Annotated in this window: 14 protein-coding genes; 2 read left to right on the plus strand and 12 right to left on the minus strand. The window is 37.0% G+C overall.

The window, feature by feature from the left end; translation table 11 throughout:
* Positions 1-398 precede the first annotated feature (398 nt).
* The 6 genes from C7972_RS19910 to C7972_RS19935 form a co-directional block, all read right to left on the minus strand.
* Positions 399-3,710 carry an FG-GAP-like repeat-containing protein gene (locus C7972_RS19910; protein ID WP_110357925.1) on the minus strand — a complete coding sequence of 1,104 codons (3,312 nt, stop codon included), beginning with the start codon at positions 3,708-3,710 and terminating at the stop codon, positions 399-401.
* A gap of 402 nt (positions 3,711-4,112) precedes the next feature.
* Complete coding sequence (locus tag C7972_RS19915) at positions 4,113-4,715, minus strand: hypothetical protein (protein ID WP_146216357.1); 603 nt, start codon at positions 4,713-4,715, stop codon at positions 4,113-4,115.
* Positions 4,699-7,995, minus strand: coding sequence for a VCBS repeat-containing protein (locus C7972_RS19920; RefSeq protein ID WP_181422949.1), 3,297 nt, complete (start codon positions 7,993-7,995; stop codon positions 4,699-4,701). The genes C7972_RS19915 and C7972_RS19920 overlap by 17 nt, the downstream gene beginning before the upstream one ends.
* A 146-nt stretch (positions 7,996-8,141) precedes the next feature.
* On the minus strand, positions 8,142-9,734 hold the full coding sequence (locus C7972_RS19925; protein WP_110357928.1) for a RagB/SusD family nutrient uptake outer membrane protein: 1,593 nt from the start codon (positions 9,732-9,734) through the stop codon (positions 8,142-8,144).
* Between the two features lie 27 nt (positions 9,735-9,761).
* Positions 9,762-13,085, minus strand: a complete 3,324-nt coding sequence (locus C7972_RS19930) for a SusC/RagA family TonB-linked outer membrane protein (RefSeq protein WP_110357929.1) — start codon at positions 13,083-13,085, stop codon at positions 9,762-9,764.
* A 90-nt stretch (positions 13,086-13,175) separates the two neighbouring features.
* Complete coding sequence (locus C7972_RS19935) at positions 13,176-14,339, minus strand: FecR family protein (protein WP_110357930.1); 1,164 nt, start codon at positions 14,337-14,339, stop codon at positions 13,176-13,178.
* Positions 14,340-14,458: 119 nt separating this feature from the next.
* Here C7972_RS19935 and C7972_RS19940 point away from each other — a divergent pair, with 119 nt between their 5' ends.
* Both C7972_RS19940 and C7972_RS19945 read left to right on the plus strand, forming a co-directional pair.
* Positions 14,459-15,052 carry an RNA polymerase sigma factor gene (locus C7972_RS19940; RefSeq protein ID WP_110357931.1) on the plus strand — a complete coding sequence of 198 codons (594 nt, stop codon included), beginning with the start codon at positions 14,459-14,461 and terminating at the stop codon, positions 15,050-15,052.
* 965 nt (positions 15,053-16,017) lie between these two features.
* A complete protein-coding gene (locus C7972_RS19945; RefSeq protein WP_110357932.1) occupies positions 16,018-16,887 on the plus strand; it encodes an AraC family transcriptional regulator in 870 nt (289 codons plus the stop codon).
* Between the two features lie 363 nt (positions 16,888-17,250).
* Here the strand turns inward: C7972_RS19945 and C7972_RS19950 are convergent, their stop codons facing one another.
* The 6 genes from C7972_RS19950 to C7972_RS19975 form a co-directional block, all read right to left on the minus strand.
* Positions 17,251-17,976 carry a ThuA domain-containing protein gene (locus tag C7972_RS19950; protein ID WP_110357933.1) on the minus strand — a complete coding sequence of 242 codons (726 nt, stop codon included), beginning with the start codon at positions 17,974-17,976 and terminating at the stop codon, positions 17,251-17,253.
* Positions 17,977-18,058: 82 nt separating this feature from the next.
* Entirely contained in the window at positions 18,059-20,749 is a 2,691-nt protein-coding gene (locus tag C7972_RS19955; protein WP_110357934.1) for a PVC-type heme-binding CxxCH protein, read from the minus strand.
* A 79-nt stretch (positions 20,750-20,828) separates the two neighbouring features.
* Positions 20,829-21,239 (minus strand): cupin domain-containing protein, encoded by a 411-nt coding sequence (locus C7972_RS19960; protein WP_110357935.1) that lies wholly within the window; start codon positions 21,237-21,239, stop codon positions 20,829-20,831.
* A 7-nt stretch (positions 21,240-21,246) separates the two neighbouring features.
* Positions 21,247-22,107: a phosphoenolpyruvate hydrolase family protein gene (locus tag C7972_RS19965; protein ID WP_110357936.1), complete on the minus strand. Its 861-nt coding sequence runs from the start codon at positions 22,105-22,107 to the stop codon at positions 21,247-21,249.
* A gap of 75 nt (positions 22,108-22,182) precedes the next feature.
* On the minus strand, positions 22,183-23,424 hold the full coding sequence (locus C7972_RS19970; protein ID WP_110357937.1) for a Tm-1-like ATP-binding domain-containing protein: 1,242 nt from the start codon (positions 23,422-23,424) through the stop codon (positions 22,183-22,185).
* A gap of 27 nt (positions 23,425-23,451) precedes the next feature.
* On the minus strand, positions 23,452-23,652 hold a 201-nt coding region (locus C7972_RS19975), incomplete at its 5' end, for a glycerate kinase (protein WP_146216358.1).

Consider the following 23,652-nt stretch of genomic DNA (forward strand, 5'->3'; position numbering starts at 1 on the left):
TGTCAGTTTTGGCAGTTAACTTTTTAATGTAATTAGAACACCGCATAGCAATGTCTTTTGCTTCTAAAGCTCTTTAAGGTGACGGATTCAACATCGTTAGAGTCGATCAAAATTTTAACACCATCAAAATAATTTCCAATTGTTGTTCCCCCATTATCAATTAGTTATATTGAAGTGTTTACTCCTTTTTTTTGGGTTCCAAATTGATATTTTGCACATACTTCCCAATTTGGAACCCTTACAACTGGAATTCTATTTAATCCATCCAAAAATGTTTAAGCATTATTCGCAACCTCCGAGTTCAATTATCTGGCTGGGCTTATTTTGTTACTATTTCATAAGTGCCCATGAGGCCAACCATAAAAAGACTACCCATCTTTAACTATCAATACAATTGCCTATTTCTTATCGCCAAAAGAAAAGAGCTTTGTTTTATTGTCATTTCTGCTTACAAGCATCATTTTTTTGCCATTTACGCCTTTAAGGATTTTAATATCCCGTACTTCTCCGTCAACCACAAAACCCGTTTTTTCAAAAGGCACTATATTAAATTCGTTTTCATTTTCTAGAGTTAAAAAATCTCCATAGGAGGCATCCAATCTACCCATACTTGGTTGATACCCATAAAAATTACCAGCACTAACAACATCTACATCTCCATCGCTATTAAAATCATTAATTGCAAAGGCTTTTATGGGTGCATATTGTAAAGATTCAGGGAGTTCGCTTATGACATAAATATCATCTTTCAAGTGTAATATACTGGAAGCTAATGTTTGCACTTGAGCATGGTATCCTTTTATAAGTTGTTCATCCGGAAAAATTTCTGAAAAAGAACTTGTGGCATATTTTTCGTAAGTTCGATATACTCGCTTAACTCCAACTATTTGTTCGGCCAGTAAATCCAGATTGGGATACGGCCAACGCTTATTATTTTTATAATATGACATTATGGGATCTGAACTCAGGTTACCATCAAAATCGTGAACATATAAATCAATCGGATTTACTTCAGAAACCCGTAAATTGGAATTTAGACCTAAATTGCCCAATAGTATTTCCTTATTGCCATCCTTGTCGAGATCTGATAATTCAACACAATTCCACCAGCCTGAAGAATTTTTTATTTGTGTCCTTACTATATTTCCGTCTTTAAAACTGTAGATTGTAACAGGCATCCAATCGCCAACAATGATTAGTTCCTTTCTACTTTCATTCCAGCTGGCATCGGTAACCATTCCGATACTTCCCCTATTTTCAAGAAGTGCAATGGATTTATCGCTAAAATTACCTTTTCCATCATTTAAATAGAATTTACTGGCTGCAGGCAGTCCATAAGAACCTGGATATGACCTATTACCTACAAATAAATCCAAAAATCCATCATTATTGGCATCAAAGGGAATGGCACAGGAGCCATTGAACTCTGTATTGGGAAGTTGGCTGTCTTCAGAATAAGAAAAATTACCTTTTCCATCATTTAAATATAGCCTATCCCTTAAAACCTCCCCTTGAAAGCGTTGACCGCCTCCACTTACCACATACAAATCTTGGTCGCTATCCCCATCCACATCAAAGAAAACTGCACTTGTGTCTTCATAAACCCAGTGTTCGTTGAAAATTGGCGTTTCCTTTTCTTTGAAAATGGTATTTTCTGTAGCTTGTTGTACATAAAGTTTCCCAGCTTGGCCTTTTGCTCCCCCGATATAAAAATCGTCCAATCCATCACCATTAACGTCAGAAACTGCAAGTTTTGGACCTTCCGCAGAAATTAAATAAGGAATCAATTTTTCAGTATCGAAATCTTTATAGTCATTTTCAACATGCTTAAATTCAATTCCGGATACCTGGGTTATGTCTTCGAAGTATGGAATCTCCAACGATCCTTCCGGATTTAAATAAGGTTCTGCTTTTGCTTGTTCAGCCTCAATAATAGAATTTGTCCCAACATTATTTATCACTTGCTGCTCTCCATTAGACCATAATATTTTTAAGGAATCTAATTGGGAATTGTTGCCCAATCCAAATAGAAGGGTATTACTATTTTGACTAGATAACCATCCAGAGGTTAATTTGTTCTCTTGAACTTGAATTTGTTCTTTAGAATAAAGGGTTACCCTGGTTCCAATACCGTTTCTATTTTGAGTGTCCCCTAAAAGTTTTACTTTTAGAAAGCCATTTTGAATAGAATCTGAAATATGGCTTTCATACACCAATGCGGGTGCATTTAGGTTGTTGATTACAATATCTAAATCCCCATCATTATCCAAATCCAAGATCAAAGCTCCGTTGGAACAACCTACTTTTTCCAAACCCCAATCTTCGGTTTTATTCAGAAATATTCCATTATTATTTTGAAACACATAATTTGAGACCAAACCGGAAGGCATTTGATCTAATCCTTCTAAAACGGATACACTATCTTTACTGACTTTATCCGATGTGTATTTGGTAAAATCCAAATCGTTTGGTCTTCTTGGAATGCCGTTGGTTATGAAAATATCCTTAAAACCATCGTTATTCATATCGGCAATAGAAACATTCCAACTCCAATCCGTTGCTGAAAGCCCTTTTAGCTCACCCAGTTCACTAAAGGCAACTTTTGTGCTGTCTAAAAGGTGTCCTCTATTTAATTGAAGCATGTTCCGGGCATATTGGTAATGATAACCGAAATCCAACTTATAGTTGTATATATTATAAGGATCTATACCTGCTGAGCGCTTAAACACTATTTCATCATTAGGTTTCATATCTAAAGAAAATATATCCAGCCAGCCATCGTTATTTAAATCGGAAATATCAATCCCCATTGTAAAAGTGCTGTTATGCTTGGTAGATTCCTTTATTGCTTCCTCAAAGGTTCCATCACCATTATTATAATATAGATAATCATTCTCATGAAAATCGTTGCCCACGTATATATCGGGAAATGTATCATTGTTAATATCGGCTATACTAACTGATAGCCCATATCCGGTTGAACCACTATAAATCCCAGATTCCTCGGTAGATTCTATAAACTTGCCATTCTTATTTATAAAAAATAAATCACCCGCAAGACTGTCCTTTATTTTTCTAATTTCCGCGTTTTTATAGGAATTAGGTGTGTGAACAGCATGATTTAGTAAAAACAAATCTAAATCACCGTCACTATCCGCATCAAAAAAAGCGGCTTGCTGTGAGTAGGTTGCAAGATCTAAACCATATTCGGCAGCTCTTTCGGTGAAGGTAAGATCACCATTATTTATGTAAAGTCTATTTCTTCCTTTTAAATGCAAATAACCATTTACCTCGCAAACATAAATATCCAAATAACCATCTGCGTTTATGTCGACCATGGTGGCACTTGTTGTCCACTTGTTGGTTCCCGATTCTCCTGCTATTTCTGCAGACTTCGTAATATCTTTAAATTTTAAATCACCTTGGTTCAGATAAAGTTTTTCTTCGTTTTGATTGGAGGTGAAGAAAAGATCCAATAATCCATCATTATTAATATCACCAGCAGCAACCCCCCCGCCGTTATAGAAGTATAAATAATCCATTATATTAAATGTCTCCGATTCTTCCAATTTATTAATAAAATCGATACCTGTTTTTTTCGAACTTAATTCACTATAATGAGTTTTATCCTTAGAACTGCACGAAACAAAATTGCTTATCACAACTATTAGGCTAAGAATAAAAAATGTATTAAATATGTTGTTTCTCATTATTGTATTAATTTCTTAAACTTAGGTGCGTCATTATTCCTTGTCACCAATTAAAATATTTTAGCCATCAAAATTGAAAACTTGTAAATCCCAATTTTCAACTTGAAGCATCCAACCATAGCCATGCATCGTTTTCGATTGAAAAAACTTTTTCTATTTCCTATATAAATATGCTCCATAAATAGTGTCACAACTACCAGCTTAAGTCATTACAAATTTCCCAGGTTCAATGTTGGTAAAATCATGGGCGATGCTGGCATTAATTAGTACCAATTGTACTTACCTATTCAAGTGCTATTTATTGTTCAATAGTTTATAATAAATTTTAGTTTGGTCTATTAAAAGCAACCTAACCCATGTCTCACTACATTTTTTCCGAGGCTGCTCCTATAAAAAACATGTTTATTTATTGGCCTGTACAATCGGAAATTTTTCATCTAAGTTCTCAAAAACGGCATGGACTTTTTGGTCATCGAACGATCTATACAGTACTATTTTACGATTACCATCTACTTTGGCATAAGCATAGGGCCACAAATCGTTCGGGTCATCTATTTGGATAAAATCCCGACCAGGATACCACTCCTGCATTTTATCTATTACCTCTTCTAAAAGTACCGCAGCACTATGTTCTTTGGTAAAAGGTGTCCAGTGTTGAAACATAAAACTACCTTCTATTTTTTCTATTGTTTGATAGGGTCCCTTAGGAAAAAAAACGAAATCGACAGGAGCACTAAACTCCTTCTCATATTTTATAATAACCTCAAGATTAAATCCGTTTTGAAAGAATAACCCTTTTTGGTTCATATCAAAACAATGATCATAAAAGCTTTTCATTTTCATTCCAAAATACAAACCGTGAAATAGACTGTCATACTTAACACCTCTTTCCTTCTCATGAATGATAATTTCATCCAATGATTGTTTACGATTACAGCTTTCAAGTAACATAATAGTTCCAAAAGCCAAAAAAAGTATGTTACGGTACTTAATGCGATTTCTCAAATATTTCAATATCATCGTTATTTCTTGCTACTAAAATTAAACTCTTGTTTTTTTCAATTGGTAATAGCTTAATATCCCGCACTTCGCCATTAAAATATAATCCAGATTTACTATATGCCATGGTTTCAAAGGTCCTACCCCCCTTGCCTTTTAAAAAAGCACCTTGAGACCCGGCATATATTCCCATTTGAGGTTTTACTGTATACAAATTGCCCCCTAATAAAATATCTTCTATTCCGTCCTCATCAATATCTTCAAGAAGTATTGCGTATATTGGAGATAATTGAGCTTCATAAGGCAATTTACTTTCAGTAAATTGATTTTTATTATTCCAAAAAACCGAAGATGCCATTTGATTAGCCGTCAGTTTTATACTTTTCGAAAGTTGGTCATTTGTAAAAATATCTTGAATTGTTTGATTGCTATAATCAGTGTGTTTAAGATACCGTTTAAGCAAATAGGGCATTTGTTTTGAAATATCCTTTTTAGTTGCCATGGGATACAATTTGCCATCTTCATAGGAGCAATAAATATGATCTATTTCCCCGTTTCCATCGAAATCGTTTATTAATAATGTAACAGGATAAAGTTCATTGCCCTTAAAAAATGAATTCTCACCTAAATTACCGGCCACGATGTCTACATAACCATCACCGTCCAAATCACTTACCTCTACTGAATTCCAAAGGCCTTTAGTCTTATCTAGACCTACTTCTTCTGAAATATCTTTTAATTTCCCGTTAACATTTTCATAAAGATGTAAAGACATCCACTCGCCTACCACTATCAAATCAAGGTCATCGTCATTATCATAATCAAACCATTTAGCACTAGTCACCAAACCTAAATCTTTGAAACCCGGTACTATATCAGATGTTTTATCGGTGAATTTTCCAGTCCCATCATTGATAAGCATAAAGCTACTGTCTGGCAACCCATAATTCAGTGGGACTGCCCTGTTGCCAATAAATAAATCCATATCACCATCCAAATCTATGTCAGCAGGAACAATACAAGAGGTATTGCTTAAGTATGATGAGGGAATTGATTGAGATGATTTTTTGAAATTTCCAGAACCGTCATTAATATAAATGCGATTCGCAAGGGCATATGAACTAGAAGGATATTGGTAACCGCCACTTGAAACCAAAAGATCAAGGTCATCATCGGAATCTATGTCAACAAAAATCGCATTGGTGTCTTCAGATAATTTGTCAAGCTCAAATAATCCTTGATTGATTTTTTTAAAACTATTATTACCTTCGGAAAGGAAAAGGGCACTAGGACTATTAGCTGCTCCACATACAAATAAATCCAACTTACCATCTTGGTTCACATCACCTACTGCTAATTTTGGGCCTTCTGTAGCAATGGAACTGTATCTAAGTTGATCCCTGTTAAAATCTAGATAGTCATTTTCTTCATTTAAGTGATCAATATTGATATTATTGGTTACATCAGTATATAATGGCAGCTTACTTTCCTTTTTATTTGATGTCTCTTTTACTTTTACCTCCGATTTATCTATAGTTAAAAACTGGTTGGAAGCAATATTATATAATTTTGACACCTCTCCTTGAGGCCATTGAATTTGTATGGAATCTATTATTGGGTAATCACCTAATCCAAAACTTAATCGATTGTCCATGGTTGACATTGTTCCCCGTACTGGCATAGATTCCTGAAATATGGTTTTTTGGCCAACATAAACAGTAACCTTACTTCCAATAGCCATGGTGTTCTTTGTATTATCTTTTAATGTTATGTTTATATAGTTCTTGTCTTTATCTATATTATTCTTATAAATAAACGGCTCTCCCTCAAGGTTGTTAATTACTAAATCCAAATCACCATCATTATCTAAATCCCCAAAAGCAGCTCCTGTCGAGAACGACGGATCCGCTAGACCCCAATTTTTGGCTACCTCTGTAAAATGCATATTTTCATCCATTTCATAGAGATGATTTGAAATGGGCACTGAGGGAAGGTTATCGACCAATTCTTTAATAACAGCACCTTTTTCCTTATAAATCATGTTTAACTTTATAGGATCGCTATAAAAATCCACATAATCTTGATCAAATAGATCCTTAACAATACCATTCGTTACGAATATCTCTTTTTGCAGATCGTTATCTAAATCCAATATATGTACACCCCAACTCCATTCAGATGCAGCCGTATTACTAAATCTCGACACTTCAGTAAATGTAGCCAAACTATCAAAGGGCTTTAATCCTTGGTTAAGTTGCAATGTATTTCGTGGAAATTGACGGTAATAACCATTTTTCAACCTTAACATGTAGGTGTCCCAACTATCAAAATGAATTTTAGTCTTCAATCTTTCATTTCCATAAGGCAACATCTCGGTTACAAATATTTCAGGAAGTCCGTCGTTGTTCAAATCGGCAATATCCACTCCCATAGAACCCTGACTTATTTCATTCATAGACTGTTCCAGGGCTTCAGTAAAAGTTCCGTCTTTATTGTTATAGTATAGATAATCCTTTTCAAAAAAATCGTTGGCAACATAAATATCATCCCAGCCATCCTTATTAACATCACCTATTGACAAACCCAGACCAAATCCTATAGCACTGCCATAAATTCCAGCACCTTTAGTAATATCTATATATTTATTCCCGATGTTTTCATAAAGCTTGTTACCTCCTTGTTCATCATAAATATTTCTAAGTCCTTTTTTGGCATCTAACACAATCTCCGTAGGAGTAATTGAATTATTTAGTAAGTAAATATCGAGATCGCCATCACGGTCAAAATCAAAAAAGGTGGCATTCACCGAAAGACCCAAATCATCAATACCCCATTCTGCTGCTTCATTTAAAAACCTGGGAACTCCATTGGCATCCAATCGACCAGAGTTTATAAACAATTCATTTCTTCTGTTTTTAGTTTTTGGGTTTCCACTTTTACAAACATAAATATCCAGCCACCCATCGGCATTAACATCAACTATACTTACACCTGTACTCCAAGAACCCGAACTAACCAAACCAGCGGCCTCAGTAATATCTTTAAACTTGAAATCTCCCAAATTAAGGTATAGCTTATTATCAACTTGATTTCCACAAAAGAATATATCTTGAAGTCCATCATTATTAAAATCACCCATCCCTACTCCTGCACCGTTATAAAAACTCCTATATAAGAATATGTTAAAATCCTCATTGTAGTGCAATTTGTTGTTAAATTCTATACCTGTTTCTTCCAACTTTAACCGTTGAAAATTAATTTTAGGCGATGGTTCGGATTTACCCACACATGAAATAATTAATAGAGGTATAATTACAAATGATAGGGAAACTCTCATAAATACTAAACATTATAAATTAATACAAAGGGTAGAAAAGAGTAAAATCCTTTCTACCCATTATAATTAAATCATTTCAAAACTTGTCATAAAAATTAATATCCAGGATTTTGTTTTAAATTAACATTAGATTGCAGTTGCAATTGAGGTATTGGGTAAAAACGTTTGTGGGTCTCTCCTGGATTTGCTTCTTTTAGAAACCATGAATCTTCCCAATGTCCAAAACGAATTGTAATTGGTCTTGCGTGATTTTCCATAGCCAATTCCTTCTTAAGTTCCCAATATAAATCATCTTCGGTAAGAACACTTAATGGATCCAAGCCCACCCTGCCTCTTATCTGGTTCACTAAATTTAAGGCTTCGGCATTTCCTGCGTCAGATCTCCATAAGCCTTCAGCACGCATTAGCAATACATGAGCAAAGCGATAAATAGCAAAATCATTGGAGTAATTCCTATTACCTGAATTCATTTCAATTTCATATTTGCCATATCTTGCACCTTCCTTATAATAGGCTATGCCCCTTGCAGTGGTCAAGGAAATTTCCGGAGTTATGAAAATATTACAATCTATTGGCTTCTCAGCCAATTCTTCTGGAAGTGCCCTATTGAAATCTTCGGTGCAATCTATCAATTCAAATTCAGCTTTAGGGTTAGCATACGCAAACCCATCAGTATCAGTCCAAGTTGGACCGGCAGCCGATGTATATTGTTGCCCAACAATAAACATACCGCGCCTCTTGTCATTTTCTTCAAAGGCTTTGTAAAAATCTTCTTGAATGCTAAAACCACCCCACGGTTGACCAACTAAATTAAATGTAGGCCTAGCAGATTGATGTAATGAACTGGAATATATATTTAAACCTTGTGCTTTATTCTTATCATAAGCGATTATAAAGATATTCTCATTTGAATTTTCATTATCCACTCTAAAATTCTTGAAGTATCCCGGTTCCAACGAATATTTACCACTATTAATTATCTCATTGGCTGCATTAGCTGCTTCCGAGTAATGGGCTTCAGCACCAAAACGTTCTGCATTAATGTATAAATCAGCCAATACTGTGTAAGCTACCCATTTATTTACCTTTCCATAGGTCGCAATGTTTTTTTCTTCTGTAAGACCTGGAATACTCTCTAACAATTCTGTTTCAATAAATGCGAATACCTCAGCGGGCGATGATTGCAAAGGTGCTGGGTCTGCTTCTGCAAAGCGGGTTTCTATGGGAATATTGCCAAAAAGATCAAGTAATTTAAAATAATAGAATGCCCGTAAAGCTCTTAACTCCGATATAATTGGGGCATCATCACCTATATTGGCCGAAAAAATTTCAATTAAGCGGTTACATGATGCTACACCTCCAAAATAACGATTCCACTCTCCATTCCATAAACCATCCGTTTCTATAAATTCGTGACGCATAAGTCGTGGCCATAACCCACCGTCATTCCAGCCACCATTTACCCTAATCGGACAAGTTGTTTGATCTGTAGTAGCGTCCTGCTCCTCAAAACTTCCCCAATAACCATATAGCGGTGTATAGGCTGAAGATGCTGCCGCAGCCAATTGTACATCACTTTGATAAAAAGTTTCTGGTGTTATTTCTGAAAAAACTTCAGCTTCTAAGTCACTACATGATTGATAGGTAAATACTGACAACAGTAAAAGAATATATATTCGATTTTTCATAGTATATATTATTTGATTTTCCTTGGTTTAAAAAATGATGTTAACTCCCAATGAGAATGAGCGTGTTGGGAAATAATTTGATAGCCTATCATAGCCAGGAGCTAAAATTCCCGAAATTCCGGAAAAACGTGGTTCAGGATCCACTCCCGAATAGCTTGTAACAGTGATTAAATTATTGCCCGTGGCATACAATCGAAATTTAGAGATTGCACCTAGTTTCTCAACGTCTACGTTATATCCCAAGGTTATGTTATCCAATCGTAAAAAGGACGCTTTTTCTACAAACTCTGTATGCCAAGCACTATCGTCTGTATCATCTGGATTAAAAAAATCACCAATAATGTATCTAAATTGAGGAGCTCTTACAGGGTGTCCTAATTTTGATGCAGGTAAATTGGCTAGACTATGACCAAAGACACCTCGCCATAAAAAATTTAAATCAAAGTCTTTATAGGTAAAAGTATTGTTTAAACTTAAGCTAAAATCAGGAAGTCCATTACCGGCTACCACAAAATCATCAGGAGAAGCATTTGCCGCTAAAACCTCGTTTCCATCTGCTGTAAAAACAAGTGCCTTGTTATTTTCATCAAATCTCGAAAACCTAGGTGCCATAATATTACCGATAACATCCCCTTCTTTTACACGTGTTGCCAAAAGGTTATTAAATCCAGGGGTCCCCAAATTTTCAGTTAAAAATTCTGAGGATTCCAAGTTGTTGAATTTTGCCAGTTTTGATTTATTAGTGTCAAAAATAACTCCAAAATCCCAAGTAAAATCCTCTTTATCTATTAGGGCCAAATTAACTTGCGCTTCGAAACCATTGGTTTCCAATTTCCCTAAATTCACCAAAGTTCTTGGAAATAAGTTAGGTGGACTTGGAACATCTATTGTATTTAAAAGATCAGAAGTTGTTCTATTAAAATAATCTAAAGATCCTGATAGTCTTCCTTTAAAGGTTGAAAAATCCACCCCAACATTAAATTCTCCCTTTTCTTCCCATTTTAAATCTGGATTAGGATTTGAAGTTGGCTCAACGGCTGGAATATAATCGCCATTTACGTAACCAAGATTGTTTGGATTAGCACCTAAAATCTCTTGAAAGGCATAGCGTTGTATAGGGGTATTACCTGTAACACCATAGCCCACTCTTAATTTTAAAACATCAATATTCTCTATCTCAAAAATATCATCTAGATTGGCACTACCACTAACAGCCCAAAAATTACCCCAACGATTATTAGCTCCAAATCTAGACGATGCTTCCCTACGTATGCTAGCTGATAAATTATAGGTCCCTTGATAACTGAAATTAGCACGTCCAAAATATGACGTCAACAAACTTTCTGATTTATTAGAACCTAATCTAGCTATAGCACCTCCATCATTGGATAAGCCTAAACCAAGACCTAGATTATTCCATAAAATGCCGTCGGTTATAAAGCCTGTATTTGTAGCCCAAAATTCTTCAGAGACTTGTTCCTGATAACCATATCCTCCAAGTACAGTATAATTTAATTCACCTACAGTATTGCTATATGTGGCTGTAATCTCATAGAGTTGATCACTATCGTCGGACGAAAAACGTTCCGCTCTACCATCAACTTGTTGTCCAGCCTGTAACCCTCTACCTCCACCAGTTATTGATCCGGAAGTACTATAAAATCCATCAAGTCTACTTGAAACTTGGTATGAGTAATTTGCTGACAAGGTCAAATTATCAATTACTTCAAAATCTGCCTTAAAGTTTATTAATGATTGCTTATCCTTGCGCACCCTAGTGTTTAATGCATTCATAGCCACAGGATTAAAAACATCTTGCTCTTGAGTTTCAAAGTAGCCTCCAAATAAATCAGGATCTCTTCCTAATTCTGCTGAAGATCTATTTTCAAAAACTGGAGCTGTAGGGTTCCAAAGCAAAGCCTGACGCAAAGCAGATTCATCAACTAGGTCAAAATTTTCCCTTGAAAAAGACATTATTCCCGTTAACTTTAATCGGTCATCAAATAATTTTTGTGAAATATTGAGTCTCGTATTTAAAACTGTTTGATCTTGATCTTTTATAATCCCCTCAATATCTCTAAAATTTACTGAAGCCCTATACGAAGTTCCCTCAGAATTATTGGAAAAAGCTACATTATAAACGTTAGTAACGGCAGTTCTGGTTACTTCATCCATCCAATCTGTACTAGAACCATATTGTTGTCCTCCATTAGCCAAAAAATCATCTACCGAAGCAGTTTTAGGAAGTTTGGATATATCTTCCAAAACTGTATAAGCATTGATATCTAGTTGTGCTCTACGTTGTGTATTGCCGGATTTAGTTGTAATAATGATTACTCCAGAACTTCCACGTGTACCATAAATGGCACCTGCCGAAGCATCTTTAAGCACATCGATCGAAGATATGTCATTAGGATCCACATTATTTAAACTACCTCCAATTACACCATCAATTACAATTAACGGTTGCGTGTTTGCTCCAAAAGTTGTTAATCCCCTTAATCGAATTGTTGACCCTTGTTGGGGGCTACCTCCTTGTTTTGAAACAGTTAATCCAGCTACTTTACCTGACAGCAATTGTTCTGCGCTATTTAAATTTCCCCGGTTAAAGCTTCCTTCTTTAACACTTACAATTGCACTTGTAACTTCTTTCTGTTTTAAAACTCCATATCCTACAACGACAACCTCATCCAAACCGGCGGCGCTTTCCTCCAATATAATATTTAGATTTTCCTGACCATTGACGCTCACTTCTTTTGAAGCAAACCCTATATAGGAAATTACCAAAGTGGCGTCCTCTTTATCCAGTTTAATAGAAAAATTACCATCAAAATCTGCCTGTGTACCATTGGTCGTACCTTTCTCAAGTATGTTGGCACCAGGTAAAGGAATTCCTTCCTTATCGGTAATGGTACCGTTTACTTGATATTGCATATTTTGATCTTTCAACTTAGTTTGGCCGGTATTGACTGCTTCCGCCTGCTTCCTTTTTACAATAATGGTTCCCCCATCCGTAAAATTGTACGTAAACCTTATAGGGGATAAACATTTATCCAGAAGTTCCCCAGCTTTAATCACTCCCTTTTTAAGATCTATATCTGGAGCAACCTTTACAAGATCGTGCCTATAAACAAACTTATAATCCGTTTGCTTATTGATTAATCGGAAGGCCTGTTTAATCGTTAAGGTCATATCCGCATCAATAATAATCTCCGCATTTTGGGCCTCGCCATTTAGGGAACTGAGTGCAAATGAAATCGAACAAAATAGAAATATAATGGATTTCATAAAAAAGTGTAAAAGAACTTTGCCCCAAGGACAAGGTGGTCGTTTGGTTAATTTAAATTTCATAAATTTGTAATGGTTTAGTTAAACATTGTTTTAATTAATCTACTTGGAAAAAGGCCATTGCTGTGGAAGGTGCTGGCCTTTTCCTTTTTTTTATTTAATAATAATTGTTTTATCGTTGATTTCAAATTTTATCTGGCCCTCGCTCGTGGCCTCTATTAACTTTAAAATATCATCTACCGTCTCGGTTCTTTCCAATATTCCTGTAAAAACAAACTTCTTTTTTTGCGAATTTGTAAAAACAACCTCGGTATCATACCATCTTGACAGAACCAACATTATTTCACTTAAGGGTTTTTCATTAAAAGAAAACAATCCGTTGATCCACGAAATTTCCTGGGATACATCAATTTCTTCAATATCTATATTATCATTTTCATAGTTAATAGTAGCCTGTTGGTTGGGCACAAGAGTTTCACTAACTGCTCCTTTTTTAATTTTAATTTTTCCTTCAACCAAAGTTGTGGCCATTATCGTGTCATCATTATAAGCCTTAACGTTAAATTCCGTACCCAAAACATCAATTTCCTGGGATTTTGCAAGCACATGAAAGGCTGCTCCTTTGTGCGCAGTACTTGGCGAAACCTTAAAATAAGCCTCCCCATATAGTAATTCCACATTTCGGCTGATGCCCTCTATAAATTTTACCGGATACTTTAACTTAGTTTCTGAATTCAACCAAACTTCTGTACCATCCGATAATTTAACGAAGAACTGGCCTCCTCTGGGAATAGTCAAATAATTGTACAATTGCCCCTTTTCAGCAATATCACTTTGCCCTTTATCCGTATATACCAATTCTTCACCATTGCTGCTAACCTTCCCCGTTTGATATTTTTTCCCTTTTTCAAGTGCCACTTCATCCCCGTTCTCAAGGGTAAGGATGGCCTTATCGGTACCGGTCACAATTAAGTGGGGTTGTTTTTCAGGTTCAATTGGTTTTACATGTCCGTTGTTATATATCATGTAAAAGGCCATGCCAAACATAAGCATAATGGAAGCCGCAACAGCGATTTTCTTATATAGGTTTACCCTTCTTGTCAGTTTATCCTTTTTTAACCTAGTTTTTATGGTCTCCTTGGCCTTTTCAACATCGTATTTTGTCATCGAAAGTGTACTTAGGTACTGTGTTTTAACATAATTATTAAAGATTCGTATGCCCTCCTCATTCTTAAGTTGATTTTCCAATTTTTCCAACTCGGAATGATTTGCTTCTTGATTTAAAAACTTAACTATTAATTTATTTATTTCGGCCATTTGAACTTTAACACTTATTTACTTAATACGTTCAAAATTTTAATACCCCTCTATTTTTTGTGATTTTTATTCAATATTTACTATTATTACATAATTATTTAGAGAATAAAATATTTTAAATGGACGGTAAAAGAAATTTTTTTTTAGCTCAAAGATTAATTTCAGGGGATTCAAAAGCCTACGATTTCTTAATGGGTTTTTATTACCAAAGTTTGTGCGGTTATGCCCAATCCTTATGCCACGACCATGCCTTGGCCGAAGACATTGTCCAAAATGTCTTTGTCACGATATGGACCAATAGAAAGAATATTAATCCCAAATTATCTATAAAGAGTTATTTATATAAATCTGTCTACAATGAGTTTATTAATCAATACAGAAAAAATAAACCTGTAATTTATTTGGAGAAAAAATATTTTGAGGCCATCGATTTGATCGTAGATATAGAACCGACTGAATTGGATAACTTAATAAAATTGATGAATGCCGAGATCGAGAATTTACCGGCAAAATGCAGGGAAATATTTTTAATGAATAAAAAGGAAGGCCTTACCCATACCGAAATTTCCGAATATCTTAATATCTCCATAAAAACCGTAGAAGGTCATATTACCCGGGCATTTAAAATCCTTACCGAAAAAATGGGTGCAAAAATGGAAGCCGTTCTATTTTTACTTTTCAATTTCAATAAACAAATTCACCATTCTTCTTAGCTTTTTATTGGATTAAACATTGGCAATTTGTTATAATCAAATACTGGACACTTATAATTTTACAACCTCAATGGAGAATAGTCTCTTGTTGAAATATTATAATTATATTACTTATTTTAAAGGAAATGTATAGCTATAACTGCTTTTACAGTTTAACAAAAAATTAAACCTATAATTATATAAAATTAGCCTTTCCATTCTTTAGGGATAGTTGTAACCGAACAGACAATCGATGTCGTTTTTGCACGTGATTAGACCCCTAAATCATTATTAACCGATAACACCCTTAAAGGAGCCCAAGTCTTTTTAAACTACTCAAGACCAAGCAATAACTTTAATTTACCGCTCTAGCGGACAGATACGACTATTGTGTTGAATTGCGCTTAAGAATTAAGAGTAGCTTTGGTATCCAACGCCTCAAGAATTACAAAATTGATGTTATCCTATTGCCCATTTTGGCAATGGGGAATAATAAGGATGTTATTTCCTACTTAATTCTTTTTTAAGCGGTTTAAGATACGTAAAAATCCAACTCACAAATTTTTAAGGTTATTTCACTTCAATAGATTTTATTTGAAATTGCTTAAAAACTTAAGCTCTTGAAAAAAACCAATCCCTAGTCGAAAACCAAGGTGGACGTTTTTACGTCGTATGTGTACCAATAACAACGGGAAGAAGGTAAATGGGCGGAAGTCCTTGACATTAACAGCCATATTGCCTATTATACATAGATATCGTTAATTTACCAACCCTAACTTTATGGCTGCTTTTTACGCCCTACCTTATATGTTTAACTAATACTTTTTTGTTTTTCTAGAACCTTCTGAACCAATACACTACAACAACAAAAATGTTTGGTTATGAAATAATTGATTTCCCAGCAAAAATTATCATCCGGCAATAAAACCCGAAATCCTTCTTCATTATTTCCCCTTTTATTAAAAATTTTCTAATCTTGTAACATTATGAAATCAGCGGTTAGCAAATTCCCAATTCCTACAACAAAATGCCTAAAGATAAAACAACTTATTGAGCCACATTTCGACCCTACTTGGCACTTCCACCCTGAATATCAACTAGCCTGCGTATTTGAAGGCACAGGGACACGATATGTAGGAGACAATATTAGCCAATTTGATTCGGATGATATGGTCCTAACCGGAGCAAACCTACCTCATGTTTGGAGAAGTGATGATAAATATTTTGAAAAAAAAGGTTTAAGCACAAAAGTCATCGTAACCTATTTTTCCCTTGACTTTATGGGTCCTATTTTTTTAAACAAGGATGAGATGGCAAGAATTAAAAAGTTATTGCAATCCGCGGACAGAGGTGTTGAGGTTAAGGGGAATACGAAACAAACTATACGTAAAATCGTAAAAAAAATGCTTCATCAACAAGATTTTGAAAAAGTGTTGTCACTCCTTCTAATATTGCATTTACTTTCAAAATCAAAGGAACTACATATCATTAACAAACAAGGTTATATTAACAGAGTTTCCGATTCAGATTCAAAACGAATGCAACTTATACACAGTTATATTTTAAATAACTATAAGAGAGAAATTAGATTAGGCGACGTTGCTAGTTTGGCCAACATGGCTCCCAACTCCTTCAGTAGGTATTTTAAATCAAGAACCAATAAATCTTTTACCGAATTCATAGCAGAATTAAGAATTAGTATGGCCTGTAAATTGTTAAAGAGCAACAATCAGGCTATTTTAGATATTGCATTTGACTGTGGTTATCAAACCTTATCAAATTTTAATCGAAAATTTAAAGAAATCACTGGAACAAACCCTAAATCGTATAGAAAGAATTATTTAAAAATACTTTAGGCTATCAACCTAATACATTTTGCGTGTATTAATCCACTCTTATGTCCATAGTACCCTCCTATTTAAATGGATAACTAAAAACAATCGTATGTAATATATAACAGCCTGTTATTACCTGCGAATTGTTATATGCTTTTACTATACATTTTTTTTTCTGTATAGAAAGCTATTCACCATAGCCAGATACTATTGGTAAAACCAAAAGCGGTGACCTTAACGACTATTTCATACCTAAACTAAGAAAACCTACTCAAAATTTATGAGCAAGAAACCCACATGAACGGGCCTCTTACCCATAATTATCATCCTTGATGATGGAGCGCCACAAGCCAAATTAAAAAAGTGCAAATTTGGTTGCAGGCATTAATGTTTTACCCACTTCACACTATTTCTTAAAATCGTTTGATAAGCCTTATGGCCATGTGCTCTTTCATCATGCCCTAAAGTATTGCCCACAATTTTTGCCGTTGGATGTTTAACAATCCAAACGATGGGGTATTCTTTACCGGAATTTAATCCACGACCTACAGCTAATACTTCTATCTCTGCTTCTGGATCTTTCTCCCAACGATATAATTCATCAATAATTCTAAATTTGGTGGGAACTCCTTTCATTAAAGGGTGGTTGGGTTTAATTACGTTTACCTCAAATTCTTGAAGTTCTTCATGTGATGTGGCTCCTCCGCCAACCAACTTTTGATTATACTCTGGCCAATCCTTCCAATTATACCACGTACTCGGATGATTGATCAATAGGTTCAATCTGCCTGCGTTTATTTCATCGAAAATCTTGATTTTAGCATTTTGCTCTAACGGACGGTTGTTGGTCAACATGAGTACATCGGAATTTGATAAAAGTGTACTCAATTCTTTGGAGTCTTCAGTATACCTAACTGAATATTTACCTTTATTGCTAATGATTTTGCCATCAGCGATTCCGAATAATTTTAAGAAATCGTGGGAAGAAGCACCTCCCCCCATTATGGTCACTTTTGGGGCGTTTTTTTTCTTGGATATGTAATTTCCATCTTGTGCTCGACCATTAAGAACAATGGCAAAAAACATTACTATAATTCCAATTTTTTTCATTTTATTTATTGTTTCAGATTAAAAATTATTTATTTCCTAAGCCCAGTATAAACCACTATATTTTCTAGGGTAACCAGTAAACTTATGATTCGGGAGCAGTTACTACAATTACCCCCTGCATCATTCGCCAATGGCCGGGAAAGGTACAGACAAAGGGATAGGTTCCCGGAGTATCCGGAAGTTTAAAAGTTACAGACCCTGTAACCCCTGGTGTCAACATTTCTGTTGCTCCCAAGACATATCTTGATTTTGGAACGTAGCCCATCTTTTCTGCTGCGGGATTCTTAAGGAAATCATCAACCATGGCTCCAAAAGTATCCAAACTTCCGGGTTGGATGACGACCAAGTTATGCGACATCTGATCTTTATTGTTCAAAACGATCTCCACTGTCTGACCTGCCGTGGCGTGAAGTGTCTTTTTATCAAAGGCCATTTCCTGATTTACGGTATTGAGCACAAAAGTAACATCGGCCTTAATTTTCCCCACCTTGCCAATACCCATGTCAATGTGCTGATTTCCTCCGGTATTAACACAGTGAACGGCAATTAGATTTTTGCCCTTCTTGAATAGTTCTCCTTTCTCCTTGTCCAGTTTTATGTATTTGTAGGACTCGCTGGAACCGGTTTCCGATATCAAAAGTTGACCATTGACATAAATTTCATAATCGTCGTCATGGGCTATCTTGACTACTGGTTCCAAAATTTCATCGGAGACTACTACTTCTTTCCGCATCCAGATATCGGAGCTGCTCCATTTGGTATTCACCTGCTTCATATTATCGCCTCCAAACTTGGCGACTCCCTTTTTCCACTCGGAAGCATCAAATTCCGATTTCATCCAGTTATCCGCGGGCTTATCAGTTGTGTAATTCCATGTGGATTTTTTCTCTTCGGCCGACGGTATTATCATGACCACAGAGGAAGGGTCTACCTCTTGGAAATTCATTTCCCTGAAATAAATTTTTATAGCGGCATTGAGCCATTTGTCCGAGGTAGTTGCACCGTCATTGGACAATTTTTCCATTTCCGTATATAGGGCATTCGATTCCGGCAATTCCCCTGCACGGAGTACCGCGGCGAGCTTGACCTGTGCATCGGAACTACTTAAAAGACCTGATTGCGCCAGGCTTTCGCTACTCTCTTTGGTCGAAGGCAATAAGGCCAGTGCAGCCCGTTTTACGGCATAGGAACTACTGTTCAATGCTTTTGTTACCACTTCGTTGGCTTCTGCATTGGAACCATTGAGTGCGCCCAAGCCATCCAAGGTCCATAGGGCATGTAATGCCGCTGCATTGAGTCCAGTTTTATCCTGGGTTTCATTGTTTCCGGCCATATTGATCAAATCCGGGATTAATGACACCTTTTTGTTCTCTACTATTAGGCGCTGTGCAGTGGTCCTCCAAAACATATTGTCGCTTTGCAAGGCCTCCAAAAGTTCTTGATCGTTATTCGGATCCAAAGTGGTGATTTCCGAATCATCCCCGTCCTCATGGGTTATAATATATATTCTACCATGTCCGTAATCGCGCAACTTATTTTTATGGGCATTACCTTCACCTTTCTCGGCGTTCCAGATCTGATTGTCCATTCCGCGTTTATCGGGATTATGCTGTATTACAGGATTGTACCAGTCTGCGACCCAAATATTTCCATCAGGGCCGGTCTCTGCAAAAACAGGTGCTGTCCAGGCATCCGTACTGGCAAAAATATTGCCCCCATCAACCTCTTTGTACCCTGCCCCATCCTTGATTATTTTGGCAATATGTACCAGATGGCCGGTAGGCTCGCAAACATACATCTGATTTTGGTAGGCCTCCGGATAATTTCTGGCCGTATAAAAATTGGCCCCGGCAGCTGCCGTATAACCTCCACGGACATCAACTTGTTGCAAGGGAATGGTATCTACGGAGGTAATTTCATAGTGGCCCTGGATAAAATCGGCATTGACCGCCCAAGACGGCATTTTGTTTAAATAATCATAATGTTTTAAAGGTATCCCTACATAACAACAGTGATTATTATTGGCTGTTGAACCAAATATTTCAAAATTCTCGTTAAAACCAAGTCCCCAGGTGTTGTTGTTGAATTGCCCTACAGGTTCAAAATAGGAACCATCCTTGGCGAATTTGTAAACGCCCATCTTGAATTCCACAGGCTTGCCCTGAAACTGATTTTCAAAGCCCGAATATCCAACCGAACCCCATATCATGTTATCCACTCCATAGCGCAGGTTGGATGGTCCTGCATGGGTGTCCCAGGTTCCAAAACCTTCGAACAAAACAGTGCTCTTGTCCATTTTATCGTCCCCATCGTTATCTTCCAAGAAGACCATATTGGGAGCTTGGGACACAATGGCCCCACCTTTTACCAAGGTGATTCCCGTTGTTAGATTTTGCTCGGTGGCATAATCGGTAAATTTATCTGCCCTGCCATCTCCATTGGTATCTTCACAGATAGTTATCCTATCCCCCCCAACATCATTGGCCAGTCCATGGGGATAGTCCTGGGACTGTACCACCCAAAGTCGGCCCCTTTCATCCCAGGTAAATGCTATAGGGTTGATAATATTGGGCTCCGAGGCAAATAATTTTGCACTAAAGCCTTCTGGGAGCTGTATATGTTTTTGGGAATCTTCGGGGCTTAGCGGGTTCTGGACCCTTGGGCTTTCTCCAGTGTAGGTCAATGGGGGTGGTGGTTCCTTTTCTCCTGAACAGCCAGTTAAAATGACCATTCCACTAAAGATCAATGAAATGTAAGCAGATATTTTTTTCATTTTTAAAATTTTAATATTATAGATTACTCTTGTCAGTTCCAATATAATGGCCCTTTGTACCTGGGCATATGATAAAATATCAGATTCTTGGGCGATATTCCGAATAGGGGGTATTTTCACTTACGTCCACCGTACCTGCCTCCCATCCTTCCGGTGGGGATAGAACGGCCAAAAATTCCAATTCGCCTTCTCCGGCGTTAAAAGTGCCATGCGCTACATTGGCACCGATATAGACCGAGTCGCCTTCCTCCAAAATCTGCATCTCATCCTCTATCCATTGTTCGGCAGTACCTTTTAAAATGTAAAGGATTTCATGCATTTCCGGGTGAACGTGAAAATTATGCCCCCCTCCTTCAGGTACTACCACCTTCACCATATAGGAGTCTGCCTGTTTTATTATTTCAGGATGATAATGCCAATGATGTATCCGTCCAAAAGCCTTTTCGAACATTTGGTCCTTTTCCTTTACAAATTTCCAATTCCTCTCCATAAATTTACTATAGGGTTAGTGCCTTAAATTCCCTTGTCAGATTGGTCAATGATTGCTCTATTCCCATTCTTTCCAAGGAGGATGCCCCTACAAAACCATGTAGACCCTTGCAGTGCTCCAAAACATATTTTACATCGGCCGGGGTGTTGATAGGTCCGCCATGGGCGAGAAGGAAGGTATCGGGATTTGATTTTTTTACGGCATCGACAATTTTCTGGGTACGCTCCAGAGCATTGTCCATGGATGCGGTGGCACTGGTAACCCCAATAGATCCCCCAACCGTTGTCCCTACATGGGCAATTATGGCATCGGCACCCACATCGGCCATTTGAACTGCCTCTTCCGGTTTTCCAACATAAACTACCGAAAACAGGTCCATTTTAGTGGCCAATTCTATCATATCCACTTCTTTTTGAAAACTCATTCCCGTTTCTTCCAGTACATTTCTGAAATGGCCGTCTATAATGGAATGTGTAGGGAAATTGTTTACTCCCGAGAATCCCATATCCTTTACTTTTCCCAGAAAGTGCCACATTCTTCTACGTGGATCACTACCGTGTACCCCACATATTACAGGGATTTCTTCCACCACTGGAAGTACCTCGAATTCTCCAATTTCCATGGCTACGGCATTGGCATCGCCGTAGGCCATCATACCTGCGGTTGAACCGTGGCCGGACATTCTAAACCTGCCGGAATTGTATATTATTATTAGATCCGCTCCACCTTTCTCTATAAATTTAGCACTGATCCCCGTACCGGCACCGGCTGCAATAATGGCCTTTTTTTGATTAACCACAGCTTGTAATCTATCTCGTACTTCTTGTTTTGTGTAAGGGTTTCCTTTCCCTGTCCATGGATTGGGCATAATTGTTCTTGTTTAGATTATTTATTTTCTTTTAATTTTTAATTGGGGTACTATAAATTATATTTCTGCGCCCCCTTATTTTTTAATAATATCCAATAAGGATTTCACTGCCTGTACCGCAAAATCCTCGGTATTTATATTTGAAGGAACTTCTTTTATTTCAATATTTTTATTAGTGTGGCCTTTAATCGCATTGAACAATTCCTGGTCTATTTCAGGATTGTGAAATACTTCCCCGATTCCACCAATTTTGGATACCCCTCCCATGGGAAGCAATACGGTTACCGGAGCTTTAGATCTATTGATTTTTTCTGCAATGGTCCTGCCCAGTATTCTGTTCTCTTCTTTGTTGGTTCTCATAAGGGTTACATCCGGCGCCCAGCTAAATAATTGGCGGTTTTTATATTTTTCGGGAACGGTGTCCAACGCACCAAAATTTACCATATCCAAACATCCGGGCACAACAACTTGGGGGATTCCTATTTGTGAAGCAGCTGTTAACCGCTCCGGTCCTGCGCTGCATATTCCTCCGCAAAGTTCATCGGCAAGCTCCGTAGTGGTTATATCCAAAATGGCATCAAAACATCCGTCCAATGTTAATCCTTCCATGGTCTTTCCCCCCACCCCTACAGAATGGAAAGCCATAACCTCATAGCCTTTGTCTTTCAATAATTCCGAACATTTGTCCACACAAAGGGAGGTATTGCCAAATACACTGATGGCTATGGAATGTTTCCGCCCATGATAATCCGATCCAGAAGCTTGCATCATTCCAACAATGGCGGCAGCCCCTTGATGCATCACTACTTTACTGATACTATTCAGTCCGGCCACATCCACAATGGATGGCATTAGGGTAATATCCTTACTTCCTATGTGTGCGGAAAGGTCTTTTGTTGCCAGAGTGCTAATACATAATTTTGGATATCCAAATGGTAAAACCTGCATGGCTTTAAGGGCTATAAAGGTACCGCCCCCGCCACCCATGCCAATGGCGGCATTTACCTTATTCTGGGATAAAAGATCTTCGATAATACCTGCCGAACCCTGTCCCATAATTTCAATGGCACTACCACGATCTTTTTGTTCCCGTAACCTAGCGATCGTAACACCTCCTCTTTTGGCGACCTCTTCGGCCTCAAAATCTACTGGAAACAGGTCGGTAGAGCCCATAACACCCGTATTTATGGCAATTACCTTTACTCCTTGATTGATTAAACAGCTATATAGATACCCAAAATCCTCCCCTTTGGTATCAAAGCATCCCAGCATTACAATACTTGCTCTTGACGATTTTTTATTTAGTTCGATACCCATTTTAATTCCATTGTAAATCTTTGGCCCTTAAGATTTGTTAAAACATTTTATAGTCAACATTATATTTTTGGCACAGTCCTGAATTAGCCCAGGGGCCTGATCCATTGCCTCCTTCAACGCCATGGGTCTATTCACAATGGAGTAGACCGCGCTGACACCAATATCGTACAGACCTTCGATTCCTTCACCAATTTTACCCGTGACCACAATTACCGGGACTTCATGTTT

The sequence above is a fragment of the Arenibacter sp. ARW7G5Y1 genome, from assembly GCF_003201775.1.
Classification (GTDB): Bacteria; Bacteroidota; Bacteroidia; order Flavobacteriales; family Flavobacteriaceae; genus Arenibacter.

What these genes read in the sequence shown, in the direction of transcription:
- C7972_RS19960 (WP_110357935.1), bottom strand. Translation starts at nt 21,239, where the DNA reads ATGGAGAGGAATTGGAAATTTGTAAAGGAAAAGGACCAAATGTTCGAA.
- C7972_RS19925 (WP_110357928.1), bottom strand. Translation starts at nt 9,734, where the DNA reads ATGAAAAATCGAATATATATTCTTTTACTGTTGTCAGTATTTACCTAT.
- C7972_RS19910 (WP_110357925.1), bottom strand. Translation starts at nt 3,710, where the DNA reads ATGAGAAACAACATATTTAATACATTTTTTATTCTTAGCCTAATAGTT.
- C7972_RS19935 (WP_110357930.1), bottom strand. Translation starts at nt 14,339, where the DNA reads ATGGCCGAAATAAATAAATTAATAGTTAAGTTTTTAAATCAAGAAGCA.
- C7972_RS19970 (WP_110357937.1), bottom strand. Translation starts at nt 23,424, where the DNA reads ATGGGTATCGAACTAAATAAAAAATCGTCAAGAGCAAGTATTGTAATG.
- C7972_RS19950 (WP_110357933.1), bottom strand. Translation starts at nt 17,976, where the DNA reads ATGAAAAAAATTGGAATTATAGTAATGTTTTTTGCCATTGTTCTTAAT.
- C7972_RS19930 (WP_110357929.1), bottom strand. Translation starts at nt 13,085, where the DNA reads ATGAAATTTAAATTAACCAAACGACCACCTTGTCCTTGGGGCAAAGTT.
- C7972_RS19955 (WP_110357934.1), bottom strand. Translation starts at nt 20,749, where the DNA reads ATGAAAAAAATATCTGCTTACATTTCATTGATCTTTAGTGGAATGGTC.
- C7972_RS19965 (WP_110357936.1), bottom strand. Translation starts at nt 22,107, where the DNA reads ATGCCCAATCCATGGACAGGGAAAGGAAACCCTTACACAAAACAAGAA.
- C7972_RS19945 (WP_110357932.1), top strand. Translation starts at nt 16,018, where the DNA reads ATGAAATCAGCGGTTAGCAAATTCCCAATTCCTACAACAAAATGCCTA.
- C7972_RS19940 (WP_110357931.1), top strand. Translation starts at nt 14,459, where the DNA reads ATGGACGGTAAAAGAAATTTTTTTTTAGCTCAAAGATTAATTTCAGGG.